Annotated in this window: 13 protein-coding genes; 5 read left to right on the top strand and 8 right to left on the bottom strand. The window is 63.1% G+C overall.

Annotated features, from left to right (window positions below):
- The first annotated feature begins 188 nt into the window (after positions 1 to 188).
- On the top strand, positions 189 to 1,565 hold the full coding sequence (locus AC57B6_RS36260; protein ID WP_106353511.1) for an EAL and HDOD domain-containing protein: 1,377 nt from the start codon (positions 189 to 191) through the stop codon (positions 1,563 to 1,565).
- Positions 1,566 to 1,720: 155 nt separating this feature from the next.
- Here the strand turns inward: AC57B6_RS36260 and AC57B6_RS36255 are convergent, their stop codons facing one another.
- Complete coding sequence (locus AC57B6_RS36255; RefSeq protein ID WP_030102594.1) at positions 1,721 to 3,178, bottom strand: HDOD domain-containing protein; 1,458 nt, start codon at positions 3,176 to 3,178, stop codon at positions 1,721 to 1,723.
- A gap of 91 nt (positions 3,179 to 3,269) precedes the next feature.
- Positions 3,270 to 5,084 carry a putative bifunctional diguanylate cyclase/phosphodiesterase gene (locus AC57B6_RS36250; protein WP_216752813.1) on the bottom strand — a complete coding sequence of 605 codons (1,815 nt, stop codon included), beginning with the start codon at positions 5,082 to 5,084 and terminating at the stop codon, positions 3,270 to 3,272.
- Between the two features lie 297 nt (positions 5,085 to 5,381).
- On the opposite strand from AC57B6_RS36250, the gene AC57B6_RS36245 reads away from it, so the two are divergent.
- From AC57B6_RS36245 to AC57B6_RS36235, 3 genes are all read left to right on the top strand, one after another.
- Positions 5,382 to 6,716 carry an EAL and HDOD domain-containing protein gene (locus tag AC57B6_RS36245; protein ID WP_030102596.1) on the top strand — a complete coding sequence of 445 codons (1,335 nt, stop codon included), beginning with the start codon at positions 5,382 to 5,384 and terminating at the stop codon, positions 6,714 to 6,716.
- Between the two features lie 146 nt (positions 6,717 to 6,862).
- Positions 6,863 to 7,426, top strand: a complete 564-nt coding sequence (locus AC57B6_RS36240; RefSeq protein WP_030102597.1) for a peroxiredoxin — start codon at positions 6,863 to 6,865, stop codon at positions 7,424 to 7,426.
- Between the two features lie 137 nt (positions 7,427 to 7,563).
- Positions 7,564 to 8,028, top strand: coding sequence for a hypothetical protein (locus AC57B6_RS36235; protein ID WP_252888969.1), 465 nt, complete (start codon positions 7,564 to 7,566; stop codon positions 8,026 to 8,028).
- Positions 8,029 to 8,971: 943 nt separating this feature from the next.
- Here the strand turns inward: AC57B6_RS36235 and AC57B6_RS36230 are convergent.
- From AC57B6_RS36230 to AC57B6_RS36205, 6 genes are all read right to left on the bottom strand, one after another.
- Positions 8,972 to 12,283, bottom strand: a complete 3,312-nt coding sequence (locus AC57B6_RS36230) for an efflux RND transporter permease subunit (RefSeq protein ID WP_496423122.1) — start codon at positions 12,281 to 12,283, stop codon at positions 8,972 to 8,974.
- A 3-nt stretch (positions 12,284 to 12,286) separates the two neighbouring features.
- On the bottom strand, positions 12,287 to 15,409 hold the full coding sequence (locus AC57B6_RS36225) for an MdtB/MuxB family multidrug efflux RND transporter permease subunit (RefSeq protein ID WP_144193605.1): 3,123 nt from the start codon (positions 15,407 to 15,409) through the stop codon (positions 12,287 to 12,289).
- A gap of 18 nt (positions 15,410 to 15,427) precedes the next feature.
- Positions 15,428 to 16,837, bottom strand: coding sequence for an MdtA/MuxA family multidrug efflux RND transporter periplasmic adaptor subunit (locus AC57B6_RS36220; RefSeq protein ID WP_252888970.1), 1,410 nt, complete (start codon positions 16,835 to 16,837; stop codon positions 15,428 to 15,430).
- 375 nt (positions 16,838 to 17,212) lie between these two features.
- Positions 17,213 to 18,061 (bottom strand): IclR family transcriptional regulator, encoded by an 849-nt coding sequence (locus tag AC57B6_RS36215; protein ID WP_046565819.1) that lies wholly within the window; start codon positions 18,059 to 18,061, stop codon positions 17,213 to 17,215.
- Positions 18,062 to 18,557: 496 nt separating this feature from the next.
- On the bottom strand, positions 18,558 to 19,211 hold the full coding sequence (locus tag AC57B6_RS36210) for a BON domain-containing protein (protein ID WP_102857402.1): 654 nt from the start codon (positions 19,209 to 19,211) through the stop codon (positions 18,558 to 18,560).
- 246 nt (positions 19,212 to 19,457) lie between these two features.
- Positions 19,458 to 20,024, bottom strand: coding sequence for a phosphate-starvation-inducible PsiE family protein (locus AC57B6_RS36205; RefSeq protein WP_025495867.1), 567 nt, complete (start codon positions 20,022 to 20,024; stop codon positions 19,458 to 19,460).
- Positions 20,025 to 20,497: 473 nt separating this feature from the next.
- On the opposite strand from AC57B6_RS36205, the gene AC57B6_RS36200 reads away from it, so the two are divergent.
- A complete protein-coding gene (locus AC57B6_RS36200) occupies positions 20,498 to 20,740 on the top strand; it encodes a hypothetical protein (RefSeq protein ID WP_030102603.1) in 243 nt (80 codons plus the stop codon).
- Positions 20,741 to 20,915: the final 175 nt, after the last annotated feature.

Here is a 20,915-nt window from a genome sequence, read left to right as displayed (position 1 = left end):
GGCGCTCAATGACTTCCAATTATTTCGAGATATTGCGGCGTTGACATGTCCGCGCGCGATGGCCTGCGCTAAAATCGCCGGGCGTACCGCGTACCCAAAGGGCTTCAGGTTGTGGATGTGCGCAATGGGTGCAGCGAAAACCAAAATACAGCAGTAAGCGCCGGGGCGGCGCTTTGCGGGGGAGCAGAATGACCAGCATCGCAATCGAGAATCCGAGGCAGGCGAGGGCTTCGGACGATGCGCAATTGAACGCCAGCTTCGCGCGGCAGCCGATTCTGAATCGTGACGGCATGCTGTGCGGCTATGAAATCAAAGTGCGCGCACCGGATTTGCCCGCAGCCGACGAACCCGACGCGGCGGCGGCCCATGGCGCCGATCCGGCCGCGGCCGCCGATGGCTTGCCAGGCCGCGCGCCCGAGCCGGCGCAACGCGTGGCGCGCGCCGTACTGCGCGGTCTGCTGCACAGCAATGTGCGTAGTGCGCTCACCGGGCATCCAGCTTACGTGGATGTAAGCCGCGAGATGCTGTTCGACGATTCGATTCTGCACCTGCCCGCTGAGCGCTTCATGTTTGAATTGTCGCCGTCCATGCACGTCGACGATGAACTGATTGCGCGTATCGTCCAGTTGCACGGCCGGCGCTATCGCTTCGTACTCGACGAAGTGACGCAGCCCGATGAAACATTTGCCAAACTGCTGCCCTACGCGGAAGTCGTGAAGATCGATTTCACGCACGCGTCGCCGGCACTGTTGCCCAAATTGACGAGCGTGCTCAAATCGGCGGGCAAGTTGTTGATCGCGCAGGGCCTCGATTTGCAAGCCGATTTTGAAGCCGCGCACGGTATGGGTTTCGACCGTTTTCAGGGCTACTTCTTCGCGCGTGCGCAGACTTCGACAACGCGGCGTGTCAGTGCACCGCGGCATGCCTTGCTGAATCTGCTGCAGCTACTGTCAGGCGACCCGACCGTCGCGCAACTCGAAGCCGAACTCAAGTTGAACCCGGTGCTGGTCATGCATCTGATGAAGCTGGCGAATTCGAGCGGACTGGCAGTTGGCCACAAGGTCACGACACTGCGCGAAGCGATCAACGCAACCGGCACGAACCGGATCGCGCGCTGGACCCAGTTGCTGTTGTATGCGGACGGCCGCAAGGTGGCGTTGGAAGACGATCCTCTGCTGCAACTCGCGGCAACCCGTGCGCGGTTCATGGAGCTGGCGATCGAGCGCTTGCCCGAAGCCGGGCGCGACGAAGCCGATGCGGCGTTTCTGACCGGGGTGTTTTCGTTTGTCGATGCGGTGTTCGGCGGTTCGCTCGAAAGCACGCTGAATGTGTTGACGCTGTCGCGGCCGATCCAGGCGGGCATTCTGCATCGGCAGGGCGTGCTGGGCTTGTTGCTGACCGCGGTCGAAGCGCTCGAGCGCGGCGCGTGGGACGAGCTCGAAGCCTTGAGCGCGCGTTTGCAACCGTTGACGGTGGAAGAGATCGCGGTGCTTGGTCTCGCGGCCGGAGCCTGGGCCGGCGTCGGGGATCACAGCGCCGAGGGTCTGGAGCGGATCGAGGATTGAAGATTGAAGCGGGCAACAGGGGCCCGGGGTTTGAAGCAAAGGCCGGCATGCTGCGCATGCCGGCCTTTACACTTCCCACATCTGAGCGTCGCGACGTAGGGCAAATACAAAACCGGTGAGAGTGAAGCACCGTGATCAACGATCACGCCACGTCTTCACATCGTCTCCATTTCCTGCATCTGCCCCAGGCCGAAAAAACGTCCTAACTCCCTCGCCAGCTCATTCAACGCGCTCATTTCCTTCTGCGATATTCGTCGAGGCTCGTGAGCATGCGACCAGTCGCCGTAAAGCAGCGCCACTGTCTGATCGGTTTCGTCGACTACCGGCAAGAGTACGAAGGCGCGGGCATCGTCGAACGAACGTCGGAACCATTCGGGTAAGCGCGCCACCATCTTCGGGTCGCGCGCGTTCTCGATGAAGATGCCCACCGAGTTCGCGATCGCCAGATGAAACACGTCGGGCTCGAACGCGGTATTGAACGACAGCTTCGGCATGGCCGCGTCGATCTTCGGACCGAGCCCGAGGCGCGCCTTGAACGTACCGTTGCTGTGTTTGACGAACACGACAGTGCGCGCAAAACCGAGCGCCGCCAGCACGGTTTCCGCGGCCAGGGCCAGCGCCGGCGCGAGCGGGCTGCTGTCGGGCAGGCCGCGCAGATCGCCCACACCCGCCGCGATGCGCGCTTGCGGATCGAGCGCCTCGCGCGCGATCGCGTCCGCATTGGCGCGCAACTCCACGATCTCGCGCATCACGCCGTCGCCGCCTTCTTCGCGGGCGAGCGCGACGCTCATCTGATGCAGCACGTCCGGATCGGTATTCAGTGCGTAGCTGTATTGCCGCGCCAGTTCGGCGATGCGTTCTTCGCGCTCCCAGTCCGGCATGTTCTGCTGGGTCAGCACGTCGGCGACCGCCGTCGAATAGTTGGTGATGGCGCGCAGCCACTGCACCTGGCGCGGCTGTTCGACATCCAGCGGGTCGAACTCGCCCATGCCGGAGCGGATCATGTCGGGCAGGCGCCAGCGCACCGCGGCTTCGGCGCCGATTTCCTCGAACGTGACGCCGAGCACCAGCACGCAGGCATCGGCTTCGAGTGCGCCGTCGTCGATATGGCGGCGGATCTGATCCCACTCCGCGTCGAGGTAGAACACCACCAGCAGCTTGCCGATCTGGCGCATCAGCGTGCAGACCACGGCTTCCTCGCCGGCGCGCAGATCGCCGCGCTCGGTCAGCTTGCGCGCGACGCAGCCCGACAGCAGCGTGCGGTTCAATTCGAGTTTCGCGTCGATGCGGCGTGGCGCGCTGTGATGAAAGTGATCGACGATTTTCAGACCGACCACCAGATGGCCGACTGCGTCCATGCCGAGCACCATCAGGGCGCGCGACACGGTGGTGATGTTGCCGCCGAACGCCATGTACATGGCCGAGTTGGCGAGCCGCAGCACTTTTTGCGTCAGGGCGAAATCCGACAAGACAACCTGCACGAGGCCGGTGAAGTCGAGGTCGTCGTTGTTCATCGCCGCCATGGTGGTGCGCAACGACTGCGACAGCATGGGGAAATCGCCGCGCTCGCTCATTCGCGTCCAGAGCCGGTCGAGCACCGCCGCCTTTACCATGTGAGTCCCGCAAAAACCATACATGTTCCAAAGAATGCCACGCCGGCATCAGGCCGGCATCTTGCGCTGCGCACGCGTGCTGTCTGCATCGCTATGCGGTGTGCAGGTGCAGCGTGCGCGTTTCGAATCGCTGCGCGAGCTCGTCGGACGGCAACGCCTTGCACACGAGCCACCCCTGTATGTGGTCGCAACCCATCTCGGTGAGCAGCGCGCGCTGGGCTTCCGTTTCGACGCCCTCGGCGACCAGTTCGAGATCGAGTGTCTGTGCGAGTCCGACGACCGCGCTAACGATTGCCTGATCGTTCCGGGAGGTTAGCAGATTCTCGACAAAACTCCTGTCGATCTTGAGTTTGGCCAGGGGGAATCGTTGCAGGTAAGCCAGACTCGAATAGCCGGTACCGAAGTCGTCGACTGCAAAGCGGATGCCCATCGCCGTCAATTCTTCGAGCAAACCCTTGGCGTGAGCAGGGTCATGCATCAGCAGGCTTTCGGTGATCTCGAACACGAGCCGGCGCGGATCGATGCCCGTCAGCTCGATCGCTTCGCGCACGGCGTCTTTGAAGCGTGGATCGCGGAACTGTTGCGGCGACACGTTGACGGCCACGTATTGCAAGCTGATGCCGCGTGCATCCCACTGGATCAACTGCATGCAGGCGACCTTCAATACCCAGTTGCCGAGAAAGTTGATCAGGCCGATCGACTCCGCGAGCGGGATGAACATCGACGGCGGCACCAGGCCGTGCACGGGGTGCAGCCAGCGGATCAGCGCTTCGACGCCGACCACGCCATGCGTGCGGCTGCTCGTGATCGGCTGGAAATGCAGCGAGAACTCGCCGTTGCGCACGCCGTCGTAAAGGTCGGCTTCCAGCTTCAGGCGCTCCGCGTCGGCGGGATTGTCGTCCGGTACGTAGAAGGCGAGCGTGTTGCCGCCGGCGGCCTTGGCCTGCAGCAGCGCATGGTCGGCCCAGCGCAGCAGGTGCGTGTCGTGCGCGGCGGTGTCGTTGGCGTGCCGCACGTCGGGGTAGAGTGCAATGCCGATGCTCGCCGACAGATGCACCTGCTGACCGCTAAAGACATACGGCTGCTGGATCGCGGTCAACAGGCGGCGCGCCAGCGCTTCGGCCGCGGCGGCCGCGTCCGTGCGGCTCGCGGCCGGCTTCACGAGGATCGCGAACTCGTCGCTGGCCACTCGCGCCACCGTCTCGTTCGGGTTCGTCATATTCAATAGGCGCCGCGCCGTATCGCGCAGCATCTCGTCGCCGGCATCGTAGCCGAGCGCGCGGTTCACGCGCTGATAGTCGTCGAGGTCGAGCAGCAGCAGGGCGGCCGGTGTGCCGTGGGCGTCGGCCTGCTGTTGCGCGTCGAGCAGCGCGGGGATCAGCGCCGACTGATTGGCCAGGTTGGTCAGGCGGTCCAGGTGCAATGCCTGGGTCAGGCGCTCCTCGGTGGCGCGCCAGGCGGACACGTCGAAACCGGCGATCGCGTAGCCGTCGATGCCGTCGTGGTTGCTGCGCACCACCCGCAGCTCGACCGTGATCGGATAGGTCAGCGACTTGATCAGGCCGAGCGTGGCTTTCTCGACGTTCCCCGTGGCCGTGGCGCGCGTCAGCAGCGCGTCGAGGCGCGGCACGTCGGCGGGCGCCACGAGATCGTGCAGCGTGATGGTCTCGAGGTATTCCCGGTGATAGCCGATGAAGCGCAGGCTGGCGTCGGAAACGTAGAGGAAGCGCAGTTCTTCGTCGATGTGCGCCAGCAGGTCGACGGCGCCGACCACCTGTTCCAGTTGCGCCGTGCGGCTTGCGCGTGGCTCCGGCTTGCCGTAGGCGCGTCGGCCGAGCGCGCGAAACCGGTCGATGACCGTTCGCAAGGAGCCCCGGCGGGGCGCGGTGATCCTGTTCGCTTCCATGTTTGTCGCTGGCAACCTGTGTTCGTCTGCAGGCGGTGCGGCTCGCCGCCCACCGTGTCCGGGCGGTCAAGAGGTATCAGGCCGCCCCATCAGAACAAGATAACGACCCGCGGCGGGAAATCTTTAGCGCTCGCTACAAAAAACAAACGGTAAGGAAGCGGCGGCGCGGGCGCCGTCGCGGCGGCAGCGATTCGGTTAAAGTGCAACGGCCTGACGTCCGTTAATACGGCAAACCCGTTGTGCAGTGCCGGCTGAGACGTCGCTGCGTAGCTTTCCGAATACTTGCACCGATGAGCCATGTCTGAACGTCACTTTGCCGGGGCCATGCCCCGGCACGTCGAGGTGCTTGAGCAGGGTGCCGAAGACGCCGACCCGGCGTCCGGCGCACAGTTTGTTTATCTGGGCCGCCAGCCGATTCTCGATCGCGATGGCGCGCTCAACGCTTATGAATTGCTGTTTCGAGCCAGCGCGCATAACTATGCCGAGGTCAGCGACGACGCTCAGGCAACCGCGCAGGTGGTAGCGCGCGCGATCGGCGGCATTGGCGTGGCGGCCGTGCTGGGCCAGCACCGCGGCTTCGTCAACATCGACCGCGCGCTGCTCTTTAACGACATTGTCCATTTGATGCCGCCCGAGCGCTTTGTGCTCGAGATCCTGGAAACCGTCCAGTTCGATGCGCAGCTTGGGCGCCGGCTGACCGAATTGCGCCGTGCGGGCTTCCAGGTGGCGCTGGACGATGTCTGCGAGCTGTCCGACGAGCTGCTGGCCGCGCTGCCGTACGCCGACATCGTCAAGATCGATTTTCTGCAGGCCGAGCGGTCCGTGCTGGCCCGGCTGGCCTCGACGATACGCAGCCATGGCAAGACACTGATCGCGGAAAAGGTCGAGACGCGCGAAGACTTTGCGCTGGCTCGCGAGCTTGGCTTCGATCTGTTCCAGGGGTACTTTTTCGCCCGGCCGCAGGTGCTGAGCGCGCCGCGCAACCGCTCGCCGCGGCCCGGCCTGCTGCGTCTGCTGGCGCTGCTGTCGCGTGATGCCGGGATTCTCGAACTCGAAGCCGAGCTCAAGCTGAACCCGAGCGTGGTGGTGCAGTTGCTGCGCCTCGTCAATTCGAGCGCGTTCGGGCTGGGGCGCAATATTGCCTCGCTGCGCGAAGCCATCCTTGCGACCGGCACGCGGCAGATTGCCCGCTGGGCGCAACTGCTGCTGTACGCGGACAGCGGCGAGCTGCCGTGGCGCGCCGACCCGCTGGTGCAACTGGCCGGTACGCGTTCGCGCCTGATGGAGTTGGCCGCCGGCTGGCTGCGCCCGGGCGATGACGAGTTTGCCGATGCCGCTTTCATGACCGGCATTTTTTCGCTGGTTCACGTGGTGGTCGGTAGCACGCCCGCGGCGGTTCTCGAGAAACTCGGCCTCGCGCCGCAGATTCGCGAAGCGATCGTCACGCGCGGCGGCGCGCTGGGCACCTTGTTGCGGATTGCCGAGACGGCCGGCGAGGGGGGCGATGCCGCCTCGATCGCGGCCGGACCGGATGCGCCGCCAGGTTTTGCGGCGCTCACGCCCGAGGTGCTGGCCGAGCTGAACCTGTCCGCTGCGGCGTGGTTCGGCGCGCATATTGACGAAGCGGCCTGATGCATCCTTTTCGGGGATTCTGACGTACCTAGTGTGTACGTGGTCCAATAGCGTGTGAAGATTGCTGGGTCTGGCCAAACGCCTCGGCCTCCGGCAGATGATGTCGGCCACGCGCCCATGTGCACTAACATTTCGAGGGATCGCAGATGAAGAGGAAGCTTATACCGACGGTGTTTGCCGCCGTCCTGTCCGTGGGATTCGCAGTGCATTCGCTGACGGCTTCGGCCACGCTCAAGCCGGGCGATACCGCGCCGCAATTTACCGCGCAGGCATCGCTCGGCGGCAACACTTACAGCTATTCGCTGGCTGACGAACTGAAGAAAGGGCCGGTGGTGCTGTATTTCTACCCGGCGGCTTTCACGAAAGGTTGCACGATCGAAGCGCACGAGTTTGCCGAGGCTGTCGACGAGTACAAGAAGTATGGCGCGACCGTGATCGGTGTGTCGCACGACAACATTGATACGTTGACGAAGTTTTCGGTGAGCGAATGCCGCAGCAAATTCCCGGTGGCGGCCGACGCCGATGCGAAGGTGATTGGCGCCTATGACGCCGGCATGCCGATGCATAGTTCGATGGCTAATCGCGTGTCGTACGTGATCGCACCGGATGGCAAGATCATTTACGAGTACACGAGCTTGTCGCCGGAGAAGCATGTCGAGAATACGCTGAAGGCGGTGAAGGACTGGGCGGCGGCGCATAAACAGCCTTGATGATCGGGCTGGGCCGGGTCGGGCGATGTTTTGGCTTGACTTGGCCTGGCTTGGCGGTGCGTTTTTCGCAATGGTTTCTTGCCTGAGGAGTTGAGGTGGGCTGTGCTAGGCTGATTTTTTTGCCTGGCGAGTTTGCGATGCCGATTCTTGTAGCGTTCATTGCGCTGATCGCGCTGGTGTATGGGGCTGTGCGGGCGTTTTATGCCTTGCAGGCGGCTTGGGGTTTGGCCGTGGCTGTTGCGGTTGCTGCTTTGGTTGTTTTGCTTCTGATTGCTGCGGTTGTTTACTGGTGGCGGCGTCGGAAGGAAGTCGCGCCGAATATTCGCGACGGCGATTGGACTCATGAGATTAAAGGGACCTGGGGGGCGGTCCGGCTTGCTGCTGGGAAGCGGCTATGCGAGATTCGCCTTGGCGGCGAGCAGGGGGCCTATATTTTTGCCGATCTGCTGGGGGCCGAGGTGCAGCGGCATGGTGCTCAGTGGCAGGTCGCTTTGACAGTTAAAGATGCCAGGCATCAGGTTTGGGTTTTGCCCATGCCGGGCGAGCGGCAGGCTAAACAGTGGCGGCGGATTTTTTTGCTTGCTGTTGGGCAGGGGCTTTGAAATTAAGGGTTGGGTTTTTTGCCTGCCCGGCTGGGGGCCTTCGCGGCGCTTTTTTTGTTGGTCTGGCTCTTTGGCCTTTGCTTGCTTTGTTAGTGGTCCGTTCTGTTGTTGGTCTGTTGGCCTTTCCTTGCTGTGTTAGTGGTCTATTAGCGTTGCCCCTGTGCGGGGCGGCACCTACTTTTCTTTGCCGGCCGCAAAGAAAAGTAGGCAAAAGAAAGCGGCTTTACACCGCCAGCTCATAAGCGGGTCCCCCGCACAGTTACGGTAGTGGTGCATCTGGAATCTGTGTCCTCGCACATTCGGCGCTGGTGACAAGGGCGTCATACCTCCGGCGGCGCTGCGCGCGCCGATACCCGGTTCATAAAACCGCTCCCAGGTTTTTGCTCCCCCGATTTACCCAGTTCCTGACTCGTCGCTGCCTCACGGCTGCAAGCGCCACCGCGGCAGCGATCGCAAAGCAAGAGCAAAAGCGACGTACTACCATCTCATTTGAAGTGGGTTCACCAATCAGAGCAGGAGCGTCTCGCCGAGGCGAAGCCGATGGCTCCCGCTGCGCGAATTAACCCCACTGGTTTCCCTGGCGGACCCGTCCGCGACGCACGCAGTGCGGAGTGGGAGCTGATGAGCGCCTTGTCGCTAACGCGGAGTGTGCGGGGGCACGGATTCCAGATGCACCACTACCGTGGCTGTGCGGGGGACCCGCTTATGAGCTGGCGGTGTGAAGCCGCTTTCTTTGCTTACTTTCTTTGCGGCGGCAAAGAAAGTAAGTGCCCCCCCGCACAGGGGGAACGCTAATAGACCGATAAGAAAACAAGGAAAGGCCAAAAGACAAACACCAGGCCAGACCACAAGAACACAGCAAGACAACGCCAAAGCCCAGATCAACAAAAAAGCGCCGCGAAGGCCCCTCCCAGCCGGGCAGGCAAAACCCAAAACCAAACCATTAACCCGCCGCCATCCCAGCGCGGCGCCCCTTCCTCTTCTCCCACCGCACCCGAATCCGATCCATATAGAGATACACCACCGGCGTGGTATAGAGCGTCAGCATCTGACTAACAATCAACCCACCCACAATCGCAATCCCCAACGGCGCCCGCAGTTCAGCCCCTTCCCCGTGCCCGAAGGCCAACGGCAACGCCCCAAGCAACGCGGCACAGGTCGTCATCATGATCGGCCGGAACCGCAGCAGACACGCCTGATGAATCGCATCCCGCGACGACAACCCCTGCCGGGAGGCCTCAATCGCAAAGTCCACCATCATGATGGCGTTTTTCTTCACGATGCCGATCAGCAAGATCACCCCGATCAACGCGATGATGCTGAACTCCGTCCTGAACAGCAACAAAGCCAGCAACGCCCCCACACCCGCAGAAGGCAGCGTCGACAAAATCGTCAACGGATGGATATAGCTCTCGTACAGCATCCCCAACACGATATACACCGCCGCCAACGCGGCCAGAATCAGAATCGGCTGGTCGGACATCGACTGCTGGAACGCCTGAGCCGTGCCCTGGAAACTGCCGTGAATCGTCCCCGGCATGCCGATCTGCGCCATGGTGTCGTAAATCGCCTGCGTCGCTGTCGATAAGGACACCCCCGGCGGCAGATTGAACGAAATCGTCGAGGCCACGAACTGGCTCTGGTGATTCACCGACAACGGCGTATTGCCCGGCCCAAAGCTCGCAATCGCCGACAACGGCACCATCGTTTCCTTTGCCGTCGAGACCGCCGCGCCCGACGAAGCGCTAGATTTCCCGCTCGCCGCAATCGAATTGATCGCCTGGTTGCGCGCGGAGTCGGCAGCAATGCTCGCCGCGCTCGATGCCGTCGTGCCCGCGGTGCCGCCAGTGGTCGCGCTCGTGGCGCTCGAGGTCGGCTGCGCAGTCACCGTGCCGGCCGGCGCATTGGTGGTCTGCGCGCCGCTCGCGCTGCCGCCCGAGGTGCTGATGTAAATCTGCTTCAGCATGTCCGGGCTCTGCCAGTACTTCGGCGCCACTTCCATCACCACGTGATACTGGTTCAACGGGTTGTAGATCGTCGACACCTGGCGCTGGCCGAACGCGTCATACAAGGTATTGTCGATCTGCGCCGGCTTGATGCCGAGGCGCGCTGCGGTGGCGCGGTCGATCGTCACCATCGCTTCGAGGCCGCCTTGCTGCTGATCGGAATTCACATCCGCGAGTTCGGGGCGCGCCTGCAACGCCTCGGTGAGCTTCGGCCCCCACTTGTACAGATCGGGGGTGGAATCGGCTAACAGCGTGAACTGATACTGCGCGTTCGATTGCCGTCCGCCCACGCGAATGTCCTGCACGGCCTGCAGAAAGGTCCGCGCACCGGCGACGTCGCCGAGCGGCGCGCGCAGTTGCTGAATCACCTGGTCGGCGGATAACTTGCGCTCGCTCTTTGGCTTGAGCGACACGAACATGAAGCCGGAGTTGGTCTGCCGGCCGCCGGTGAAACCGGCCACGCTGTCCACCGCGGGATTCTTGCCGACAATCTCCATCATCTCCGAGAATTTGCCCTTCATCGCCTGGAACGACGTGCTCTGGTCAGCCTGGATGCCGCCGATCAGGCGCCCCGTGTCCTGCTGCGGAAAGAAGCCCTTCGGCACAATGATGTACAGCCAGATGTTCAGGCCGATAGTCGCAAGCAGAATCGTCACGATCAGGCGCGGATGCAGCAGCGCCCAGCCAAGCGTGCGCTCGTAACCACGCTGCATCGCGCTGAAACCGCGTTCGAGCCAGCGCCCGAAGCGGCCTTCTTCTTTCTTCTCGTGCGGCTCGCGCAGCAAGCGCGAACACATCATCGGCGTCAAGGTGAGCGAGACGATCAGCGACACGCCGATCGCCAGCGACAGCGTCAGCGCGAACTCGCGGAACAGCCGCCCGACAATCCCGCCCATCAGCAGAATCGGCAGGAACACGGCCACCAGCGAGATACTGATCGACAGCACCGTGAAGCCGACTTCGCGCGCGCCGAGGAAAGCGGCCCTCATGCGCGGCACGCCGTTTTCTATATGCCGTGAGATGTTTTCGAGCACCACGATCGCGTCGTCGACCACGAAGCCGGTCGCGATCGTCAACGCCATCAGCGAGAGGTTGTCGATCGAGAAGCCCAGCAAATACATCGCACCGAACGTGCCGATGATCGAGATCGGCACGGCCACGCTCGGAATCAGCGTGGCGCGCCAGTTGCGCAGGAACAGAAACACCACCATCACCACCAGCGCCACCGCGATCATCAGCGTGCGTTCGGTGTCCTTCAGCGACGCGCGGATCGTCGTGGAGCGGTCGGCGGCCGGCGCAATGTCGACGTCGGCGGGCAGCGACGCGTGCAACTGCGGCAGCATGCCCATCACGCGGTCGATCGTGTCGATTATGTTCGCGCCCGGCTGGCGGTACAGAATCACCAGCACCGAACGCTTGCCGTTGAAAAGACCCAGGTTGCGCAGATCTTCGACCGAATCGACCACCTCGGCCACGTCGGACAGCTTCACCGCCGCGCCGTTACGGTACGCGATGACCAGATCCTTGTATTGCGAGGCCTTGCTCGCCTGGTCGTTGGTGTAGATCTGCACGCGGTTCGGGCCGAACTCGATCGAGCCTTTCGGGCTGTTCGCGTTGGCGGCGGCGAGCGCCGCGCGCACGTCTTCGAGGCCGATCCCGTAGTGCGACAGCGCATTCGGTTCCAGTTCGACACGCACCGCCGGATTGGCCGAGCCGCTCACGTCCACTTCGCCGACACCGTCCACCTGGGACAGCGATTGCTGCAAGACGGTGGCCGCCGAATCGTACAACTGGCCGGCGGTCAATGTCTTCGACGTGAGCGCGAGAATCAGGATCGGCGCGTCGGCCGGATTCACCTTGTGATACGTCGGATTGCTGCGCAGGCTCGCCGGCAGATCGGCGCGCGCGGCGTTGATGGCCGCTTGCACGTCGCGCGCGGCGCCGTCGATGTCGCGGTTCAGCCCGAACTGCAACGTGATGCGCGTGGAGCCGACCGAGCTCTGCGAGGTCATTTCGGTGACGTCGGCGATCGAGCCGAGATGCCGTTCGAGCGGACTGGCGACGCTGGTCGCCACCGTGTCCGGGCTCGCGCCCGGCAAGCTGGCCTGCACCGAAATGGTCGGGAAGTCGACCTGCGGCAGCGGCGCCACCGGCAGCCTGGTGAACGCAAAAATGCCGGCCATCGCAATGCCGATCGCCAGCAGCGTGGTGGCGACCGGCCGGGAGATAAACGGACGCGACAGGTTCATCGCTCAGTTCCCCGAATCGGTGGCGGGCGGCACCGGGTTGCCGCGATTGAAGCGCTCGCGCACACGCCGAGCGAGTGCGTCGAAGCCGAGATAGATCACCGGCGTGGTGAACAGCGTGAGCAGCTGGCTGACGATCAGACCGCCGGCAATCGCGATACCGAGCGGGCGGCGCAGCTCCGAGCCCGCGCCGGTGCCGAGCATCAGCGGCAGGGCGCCGAGCAGGGCGGCGAGCGTGGTCATCAGGATCGGCCGGAAGCGCAGCAGACAGGCCTGATAGATGGCTTCGCGCGGCGACTTGCCTTCCTCGCGCTCGGCGTAGAGCGCGAAGTCGATCATCATGATGGCGTTCTTCTTCACGATACCGATCAGCAGCACGATACCGATAATGCCGATGATGTCCAGATCGTGCCCGGTGATCAGCAGCGCGAGCAGCGCGCCGACGCCCGCCGAGGGCAGCGTCGAGAGAATCGTGATCGGGTGAATGAAGCTTTCGTACAGCACGCCGAGCACGATATACATCGTGACGATTGCCGCGAGGATCAGGAACAGTTCGTTCGACAGCGACGCCTGGAACGCCAGTGCCGCGCCCTGGAAACGCGTCTGGAACGATGCCGGCAAGCCGATATCCTTCTCCGCCTGGCTAATCGCCTTGACCGCCGCGCCAAGCGAGGAGCCGGGCGCGAGGTTGAACGACACGGTCGTGGCCGGGAACTGGCTCAGATGCGTGACCAGAAGCGGCGCGGGCTTCTCGATGAACTTCGCGATCGACGACAACGGCACCTGGCCGCCCGTCGAGGTGGAAGAGGGCAGGTAGATCGAATTCAGCGATTCTGTGTAGTGCTGCATCGACGGCTGCGCTTCGAGAATCACGCGGTATTGGTTCGACTGCGTGAAGATGGTCGAGATGATGCGCTGGCCGAACGCGTCGTACAACGCGCTGTCCACGGTAGCGGGCGTGATGCCGTAACGCGACGCGGTGGCGCGGTCGATTTCGATGTAGACCGACTGGCCGTTGTCCTGCAGGTCGGTGGCTACGTCGGCCAGTTCGGGCGACTGCTTTAACCGGTCGATCAGCTTCGGCACCCACGTGGTGAATTCGCCGATGTTCGGGTCGGTCAGCATGAACTGGTACTGCGTTGGGCTGACCGTGGAGTCGATCGTCAGATCCTGCACCGGCTGCATGTACAGCGAGGCGCCCGGAATATGCGCGACGTCCTGCTGCAACTGGCGGATCACCTCGCTTGCGGTGTTGCTGCGGTCGTCGCGCGGTTTCAGGTTGATCAGCATGCGGCCGCTGTTCAACGTGATGTTGCTGCCGTCCACACCGATAAACGAGGTGAGGCTTTCGACGTCCGGATTCTTCAGGATCTGTGTGGCGAGTTCCTGCTGGCGCTCGGCCATCGATGCATACGACACCGATTGGGGCGCCTGCGTGATCGCCTGGATCACACCGGTGTCCTGCACCGGGAAGAAGCCCTTCGGAATGAACACGTACAGCACGCCGGTCAGCACCAGCGTGAGCAACGCGACGAACAGGGTGGAGCGTTGCCGGTTCAGCACCCAGGTCAGCGCGACCGCGTAGCGGGCGATCACCCAGTCGATAAACTGATGGGCCTTGGCTTCGAAGCGGTGGCTTTCAGGTGGCGGCGTGTGGCGCAGGAGTTTCGCGCACATCATCGGCACGAGCGTGAGCGAGACCACGGCCGAAATCACGATCGTCACGGCGAGCGTAATCGCGAATTCGTGGAACAGGCGCCCGACCACGTCGCCCATGAAGAGCAGCGGAATCAGCACGGCGATCAGCGAAACCGTCAGCGAAATGATCGTGAAGCCGATCTGTTTCGAGCCCTTGAGCGCGGCCTCCAGCGGCGACTCGCCTTCTTCGACATAGCGCGCGATGTTCTCGATCATCACGATCGCGTCGTCGACCACGAAACCCGTGGCGATGGTCAGCGCCATCAGCGACAGGTTGTCGAGCGAGAAGCCGCACAGATACATCACGGCAAGCGTGCCGATCAGCGACAGCGGTACCGACAGGCTCGGGATGATGGTGGCGTAGATGTTGGCGAGGAACAGGTACATCACCAGCACCACCAGCACGACCGACATCAGCAATTCGAACTGCACGTCGCGCACGGAAGCGCGGATCGTGGTGGTGCGGTCGGTGACGATCTGCACCTCGAGCGCGGTGGGCAGCGACTGTTGCAGTTGCGGCAGCAGCGCCTTGATGCTGTCGACCACCTGGATCACGTTCGCGCCCGGCTGGCGCTGCACGTTCAGGATGATCGCCGGCGTGTTGTCGACCCATGCGCCGAGCTTGGTGTTCTCCGCGCCCTGCACGATATTGGCGACGTCCGTCAACATGACCGGGCGGCCGTTCTTGTACGCAACCACGGCGCTCTTATAAGCGTCGGCATCGGTGAGTTGATCGTTCGCGTTGATCGTGTAGTTGCGCGTCGGACCGTCGAAGTTGCCCTTCGGCGTGTTGACGTTCAGGTTTGAAATCGTGGTGCGTAAATCGTCCAGATTCAGACCGTACGCGGCAAGCGCGCGCGGGTTCGCCTGAATCCGCACGGCCGGGCGTTGACCGCCCGACAGGCTCACCAGACCCACACCCGCCACCTGCGAAATCTTTTGCGCGAGACGCGTGTCGGCCAGGTCCTGCACCTGCGTGAGCGGCATCGTCTTCGAGGTGATCGCGAGCGTGATGATCGGCGCGTCGGCCGGATTGACCTTCGCGTAGATCGGCGGCGCGGGCAGGTCGGACGGCAGCAGGTTGCCCGCGGCATTGATCGCCGCCTGGACTTCCTGCTCGGCGATGTCGAGCGGCAGATCGAGGCTGAACTGCAGCGTGATGATCGACGAGCCGGCCGAGCTTTGCGAGGACATCTGATTCAACGACGGCATCTGCCCGAACTGCCGTTCGAGCGGCGCGGTGACCGACGAGGTCATCACGTCCGGGCTCGCGCCCGGATAGAAGGTCTGCACCTGGATCGTCGGATAGTCGACCTCGGGCAGCGCGGAGAGCGGCAAAAAGCGCAGCGCGACGAGACCGACCAGCATGATTGCCGCCATCAGCAGCGCGGTGCCGACGGGGCGCAGAATAAAGGCGCGGGATGGATTCATGCAGGAGTCGTCGTGCCTTTATTCCGAGGCTTGCGCCGCGTGTTTGCGATGATGCCCGCGTGCGCCGGAGGCGCCCGATGCCGCCGCGGCTCCGTTGGCGCCGCTGGCGCCGCGGGCACCCGACGCGCCGCGCGGCCGGTCGGCCGGGATGGTGATCTTCGCGCCTTCCTTCAGCCGGTCCGAGCCGTCGATCACGACGCGCTCGCCCACTTGCAGGCCGGATTTGATGCTGGTGCGCTCGCCGTCCACCGGTCCTATCTTGACCGGGCGCACGGTCACCGTGTTGTCCGGCTTCACGACGTACACGAACTGGCCCATCGAGCCGTTCAGCACGGCCGGCGTCGGCACGATCACTGCGTCCTTGATCGTATTCACCAGCAGGCGGGTGTTGACGAACTGATTCGGGAACAACAGGTTCTTCTCGTTCGCGAAGATCGCGCGCAGCTTGACCGTGCCGGTGGTGGTGTCGATCTGGTTATCCAGGGTCTCGAGCTGACCGCCTTCAAGCGACGTCGTATTGCTGCGGTCGTACGCGGTGACCGAGAGCTTCGCGCCGTTCTGGGTCTGCTGGAGAATCTGCTGCAGGTTGTCTTCGGAAGTCGTGAAGATCACGCTGATCGGCTGCAACTGCGTAATGACGACGATGCCGTTGGTCAGGCTCGGCGTTACATAATTGCCCGGGTCGACCTGGCGCAAGCCGACGCGCCCCGACACCGGCGCGGTGATGCGCGCGTAGACGAGGTCGAGCTTATAGGTATCGACGTTCGCCTGGTCGGACTTCACCGTACCTTCGTACTGCCGCACCAGCGAGGCTTGCGTATCGACCTGCTGGCTCGCGATGGAGTCTTGCGAGAGCAGCGTCTGATAGCGCTTCAGGTCGAGGCGGGCGGTTTGCAGCAGCGCCTGGTCGCGCGCGAGGGTGCCTTGCGCGTTTTCCAGCGAGATCTGGTAGGGGCGCGGGTCGATCTGGGCGAGCACGTCGCCTTTCCTGACCATCTGGCCTTCCTTGAAATACACGTCCTGCAGCACGCCGCTCAACTGCGGCAGCACCGTGACGTTGGCGAGCGGCGTGACCGTGCCGAGCGCGGTCAGTACGACCGGCATCTCACCTTGTGTGGCGGTTGCCACGTGCACCGGCTGCGCCATGTTGGCGAAACCGGCGCCGCCGCGTCCCCCACGGGCACCGCTTGCACCCGCCGCGGTCGTGCCGCCGGGCGCACCCCACGGATGCCAGCGCCACAACACGACCCCGAGGATAACCAGCGCCGCCACGATCAGCGCGATATTGCGGCCGCGATGACTTCTGGCTGAAGCCGGCAGCGGGCCCGGAGCGCCAGCAGGCTTGCCGGTGGAGGACGGTTGGGAACCGGCTTGGGAGGCCGGAGCGGCAGGGCGTGTGGTTTCCGAAAACTTTTGTTGTTCGTCCATCGGTTCGGTCTGGTGACTGGCTTTGATGTGAGCCGCTCATGCGATTGCGCCGCCGCGACAGTTCGGCGGGCCGGCACGCAGGCGGCATGACAGGCGGTTTCGACAGCGGACGCGCCACAAATGTTCAGCGCGATGCTACCCGAGGCGCGGGACAGAGATGTTAACGCAAAGGGCCATCATGGCAGGTCGGCGGGACGTTATCGAAAGGGTGATAGCGGTAAGCCGGGCGTGCGCGCCCGCGACGGGAATGCGTGATCCTACGTTGCGGGCGCTGTAACAGTCCACCCGTCTATTTTTCGATTGATTACGAAAGTTACAGTACGCGGCGGGCGGTTGCAAATGCCGTGGCCGCCGCCGCGCGAGCGTCGGCGTATCTCAATTATCCAGGCGGCGGCCGGGCGTGCCGCCGATCTCGAGAACGATCTTGCCGATGCACTCGATCAACGCCGGCGCCGCGCGCGAGATCAGCCAGTCGCGCGGGCATTGATCCGCCGAGCCACCGCAATTGACCGCATAGCGCTCGCCCGAGGGGCCGATGAATCCCAGGGCGATGGCGTTTAGACCGTCGTACCATTCGCCGGTGGCGATCGCGAAACCTTGCTCCGCGGTCTCCCGTAGGGCGGTGGTCAGACGGCTGCCGATATGGCCCCAGTCGTCGCCCTCGGCGGCCTGCAAGCCAATCAATAACTTTTCCCGCTCAGGTTCCGCGAGCGCCGACAAGTAGGCGCGACCAACCGCGGTGCGCGCGAGGCTCATGCGCGAGCCGATTTCGAGACGCGATACCAGCACTGCCGAGCGCGGCCGGATTGCGTCGATCACTACCATGTCGAGCCGGTCGCGCACGGCCAGATGCACGGACAACGCCGTGCGTTCGGCGAGTTCGATGAGAAAGGGGCGCGCTCTTGCCCGGATGTCGAAGTTGCGCAGAAAGCCGTTGCTCAATTCCAGTACCGACGAGGTCAGGACGAATCGCTCGCTATCGGGCAGGCGGAACAGAAAACCGGCGCTGACGAGCGTGGCGGTGATTCGCGAGACAGTGGGCTTCGGAATGCCGGTTACCTCGGCCAGTTCGCGATTGCTGAGCGGCGCGTCGGCCGCGGCGACCGATCGCAGCACGGTCAGGCCGCGTGCCAGCGCCGTGACTTCGTCGCCCGAGCCGTCTTTGTCTTTGGCTGGGGCCGGGGTCTGGGCCGGGGCAGTTCGGGAAGGCGTGGGTCGGTTCATATCATTTTTGTGGAACTATATTTCAGTTTTTTGTTCGACTTACCTGTCGGCAAGGCTGGCGAAAGGACCTGCTCGGAGCCCCAAAATGGGGCATGTACACCCATTTTTCATCAGAACATTCATTGTATCGGAATATTTTTCCGAGGCGCATGAAAGCTCTTTAGATTTTGCTTGACTTAGTCAGCATAACCATAAAAAATGGAATCTCATTTCGAAAGACGGTTTCAGGTTCTGCATTTTGAAGTTTTGAACCAGCCGTGGCTCGCGGAGTGTCTGGCCGAGTGCCTTAATAGCCCCCCGTAACAGTCCACGCAGTTGCCTGTCTCGAGCTTAGAGACCAGCGTCTTTAGTCGCGCGCCCGTCCAACTTTCGAATACCGTCTCTCAGGTTCTAGCACGGCCCTCGGAATGGCTAGAACTTTTCAAGGCGTCACGGAAACGTGACGCCTTTTTTTTTTGCGCTACGGGCGGACACGAAAGTCTGCAGCCCCAGCCCGTCAGTAATCGACGGTGATCCGGTTGTCGACCTGCATCACACCGGGGGCAAGCCATGCCACCCGCTCGGCCTCCTCGCGCTCGGCCCATGAGCGGACCTTGCCGCGCAGGACGACCTTATTGCCTTCGGCCTCGACCGTGATGTGCTGTGCGTCGACCTCCGCGTTGCGCTTGAACGCGTCGTCGATCTTGCGCTTGAGGTCGTCGGGCTTGATCTTCGGCTTGACCTCGATCTCGTTCGCGAGGCCGGTTACGCCGCTCACCCGCAGCGCCGTGTCGGCGGCGCGGCGGCGCTGGTAGTCCCATTCGACTTCGCCCTTCAGCGTCACAAGTCCGTCCCTCACGATTGCCTTGATGTCGTCCGACGCATAAGGCAGCTCGGCCTTCAGTTGGGCAATGATCTCGCGCACGATCTCCGGATCGGGCCGCTTGTTGATCAGAGGCAAGCGAACCTCGATATCGTTTGCGACTCCCTTCACGCCGCGCACACGCGTCGCGTCCTCCTCGGCCTTTCGCCTTTGCCGGAAGCTGCGCGCGAAACCGGACAAGGTGACCGCGCCGTCCTTGACCGCAACTCCGATATCTGATGCATCGATGTCTGGATCCCACTTCAGTTCGTACTCCACATCGCGTTTGATGCCTTCGTCGGTTCTCATCGCTGCTCCTTGGCGGTTCGTTGACGGACTAACGCGCGCGGGCTATGCCTTGCACCGCACGCGTCCGTCCACGGTAGGGCACGCGGGGGAGGATTTTCTTCCCTGGGTCTGCGCGGTTTTTGCGCAATGCTGCGATGCCTTCACATCTGAAAGCCGCGCAGCGGGGGCGCAGAGATCCGACACGTTTTCGCCGTCCGCTACCCCGACGCGTACGCTGTCATTACGTGACGGGCATGGCGAGTCGGGTCACGTGTCGCGCTGCCCGCCTTCGCCGGGCCGTACCCCTTGCTGTCGCTGCGCCAGGGCCACGCGATCGCGCTCCGCTCGCTCGGCGGCTGTCGCGTCGGCCGGGTCATCACGCTGCCGCATCAGCCAGTAGACGCTCCCTAGCGCCACCAGCGCAAACGCAAGCGCCGCGATCTGGGCGGGCGCACTGGCGGGGTCGAGAATGATGAATTTGCGGGCAATAGCCAGCAGTGCAACCAGAAGCACCGTTTTGACCTGCACGATGTGATCGCGCCGCGCCATCACGCGCGTAATCGAATGTTTGAATTCCATAGCGATCAGCAGCGTCATGACCATGCCGAAGATGGTCTGATACACCGCGTGATCCAGCGGGTTCAGCGCGTCCGCAACCAGCAATGCAATCACCGCGCGGATCAATTGCCAGAGCGACACCAGGGTGATGACGGAAATCACGACGCTCAGCACATGCGCGACAAGCTGCTCGAATCGTTCATAAAAGGTGAGCATGTCCCACTGCAGACGCAATGCATCGAGGTCCTTGCGCAGCCAGCTTTTCTTCGTTTCCATGATTAGCTCCCGGGCGGCCGTTGCTGCGCCGCGTACGCACCGTGCGTGTGCATCGATTGCACATGCACCGTGCCCAGTTCATTCGACGGGCGCGTGACGCACACACGCTACGGCCCTATGCGTTTGCGCGGGTTCTTCGCGGCAAGTTGCCCGAAGCAGCAGTTCCATGCACTGTACCCCGACGAGCGCAATATGGAAGACGCCATTTGGGCAGCGCTCATCGGGGACAACGTCACTAACCGCTCGCACCCAGGCCCGCACAGGACGCGCCGACCGGTCACGGTCATCAATCGTTCATACGACCGATGCCTCGCGGCTCGCCCTCCCGTGATGCAGTCCGCGGAAGCGACCGATTGTCCAAACAAATCCGGATTAGCGACTAGACTTAAAGCATCGTTGGCGCATGCTTGTGCAAGAGGAACGCATGCGCCGTTCAGTCACGATCCGGACGAGCGACCGAGGGAGGCAGACCGATGCCGAAGACCGTTCGAAGCGCTGAGCAGATTCGCGATGAACTGCAGAACCGCATGGCGAAAATCGCCGCTGACACGCCGGGCGTTCTGCGCATGCGCATACCGCTGCCGGAGCGGCACCCGCCGGACGCATCCGGCCGCAACTGGAACATAGTGCCGCTCAATGACCCCGGCGCGGATTGCGCACATCATCTCCAGAAGGTGATCGAAGACATGCGTACCGAGTTCGTGCTTCCCGATTGACGCCTTGATACGAAACCGGAGCGGGTCATGCAAACGCACGTGTTTGAACATCGAGGCTACGAGATCGTGGTACAGCCTGCGCAGAACGCAGACGGCCTGCCGCCGTTATCCTGGCGGGGCCGTCTGCTTGTGAAGCGCGAGAAACGAAAGACTGTTCTGAACCTCCTCAATGGCG

It is taken from the genome of Paraburkholderia sp. BGA-UO-ETr-F12, from assembly GCF_059567945.1.
This window is presented reverse-complemented; position numbering and strand designations above follow the sequence as displayed.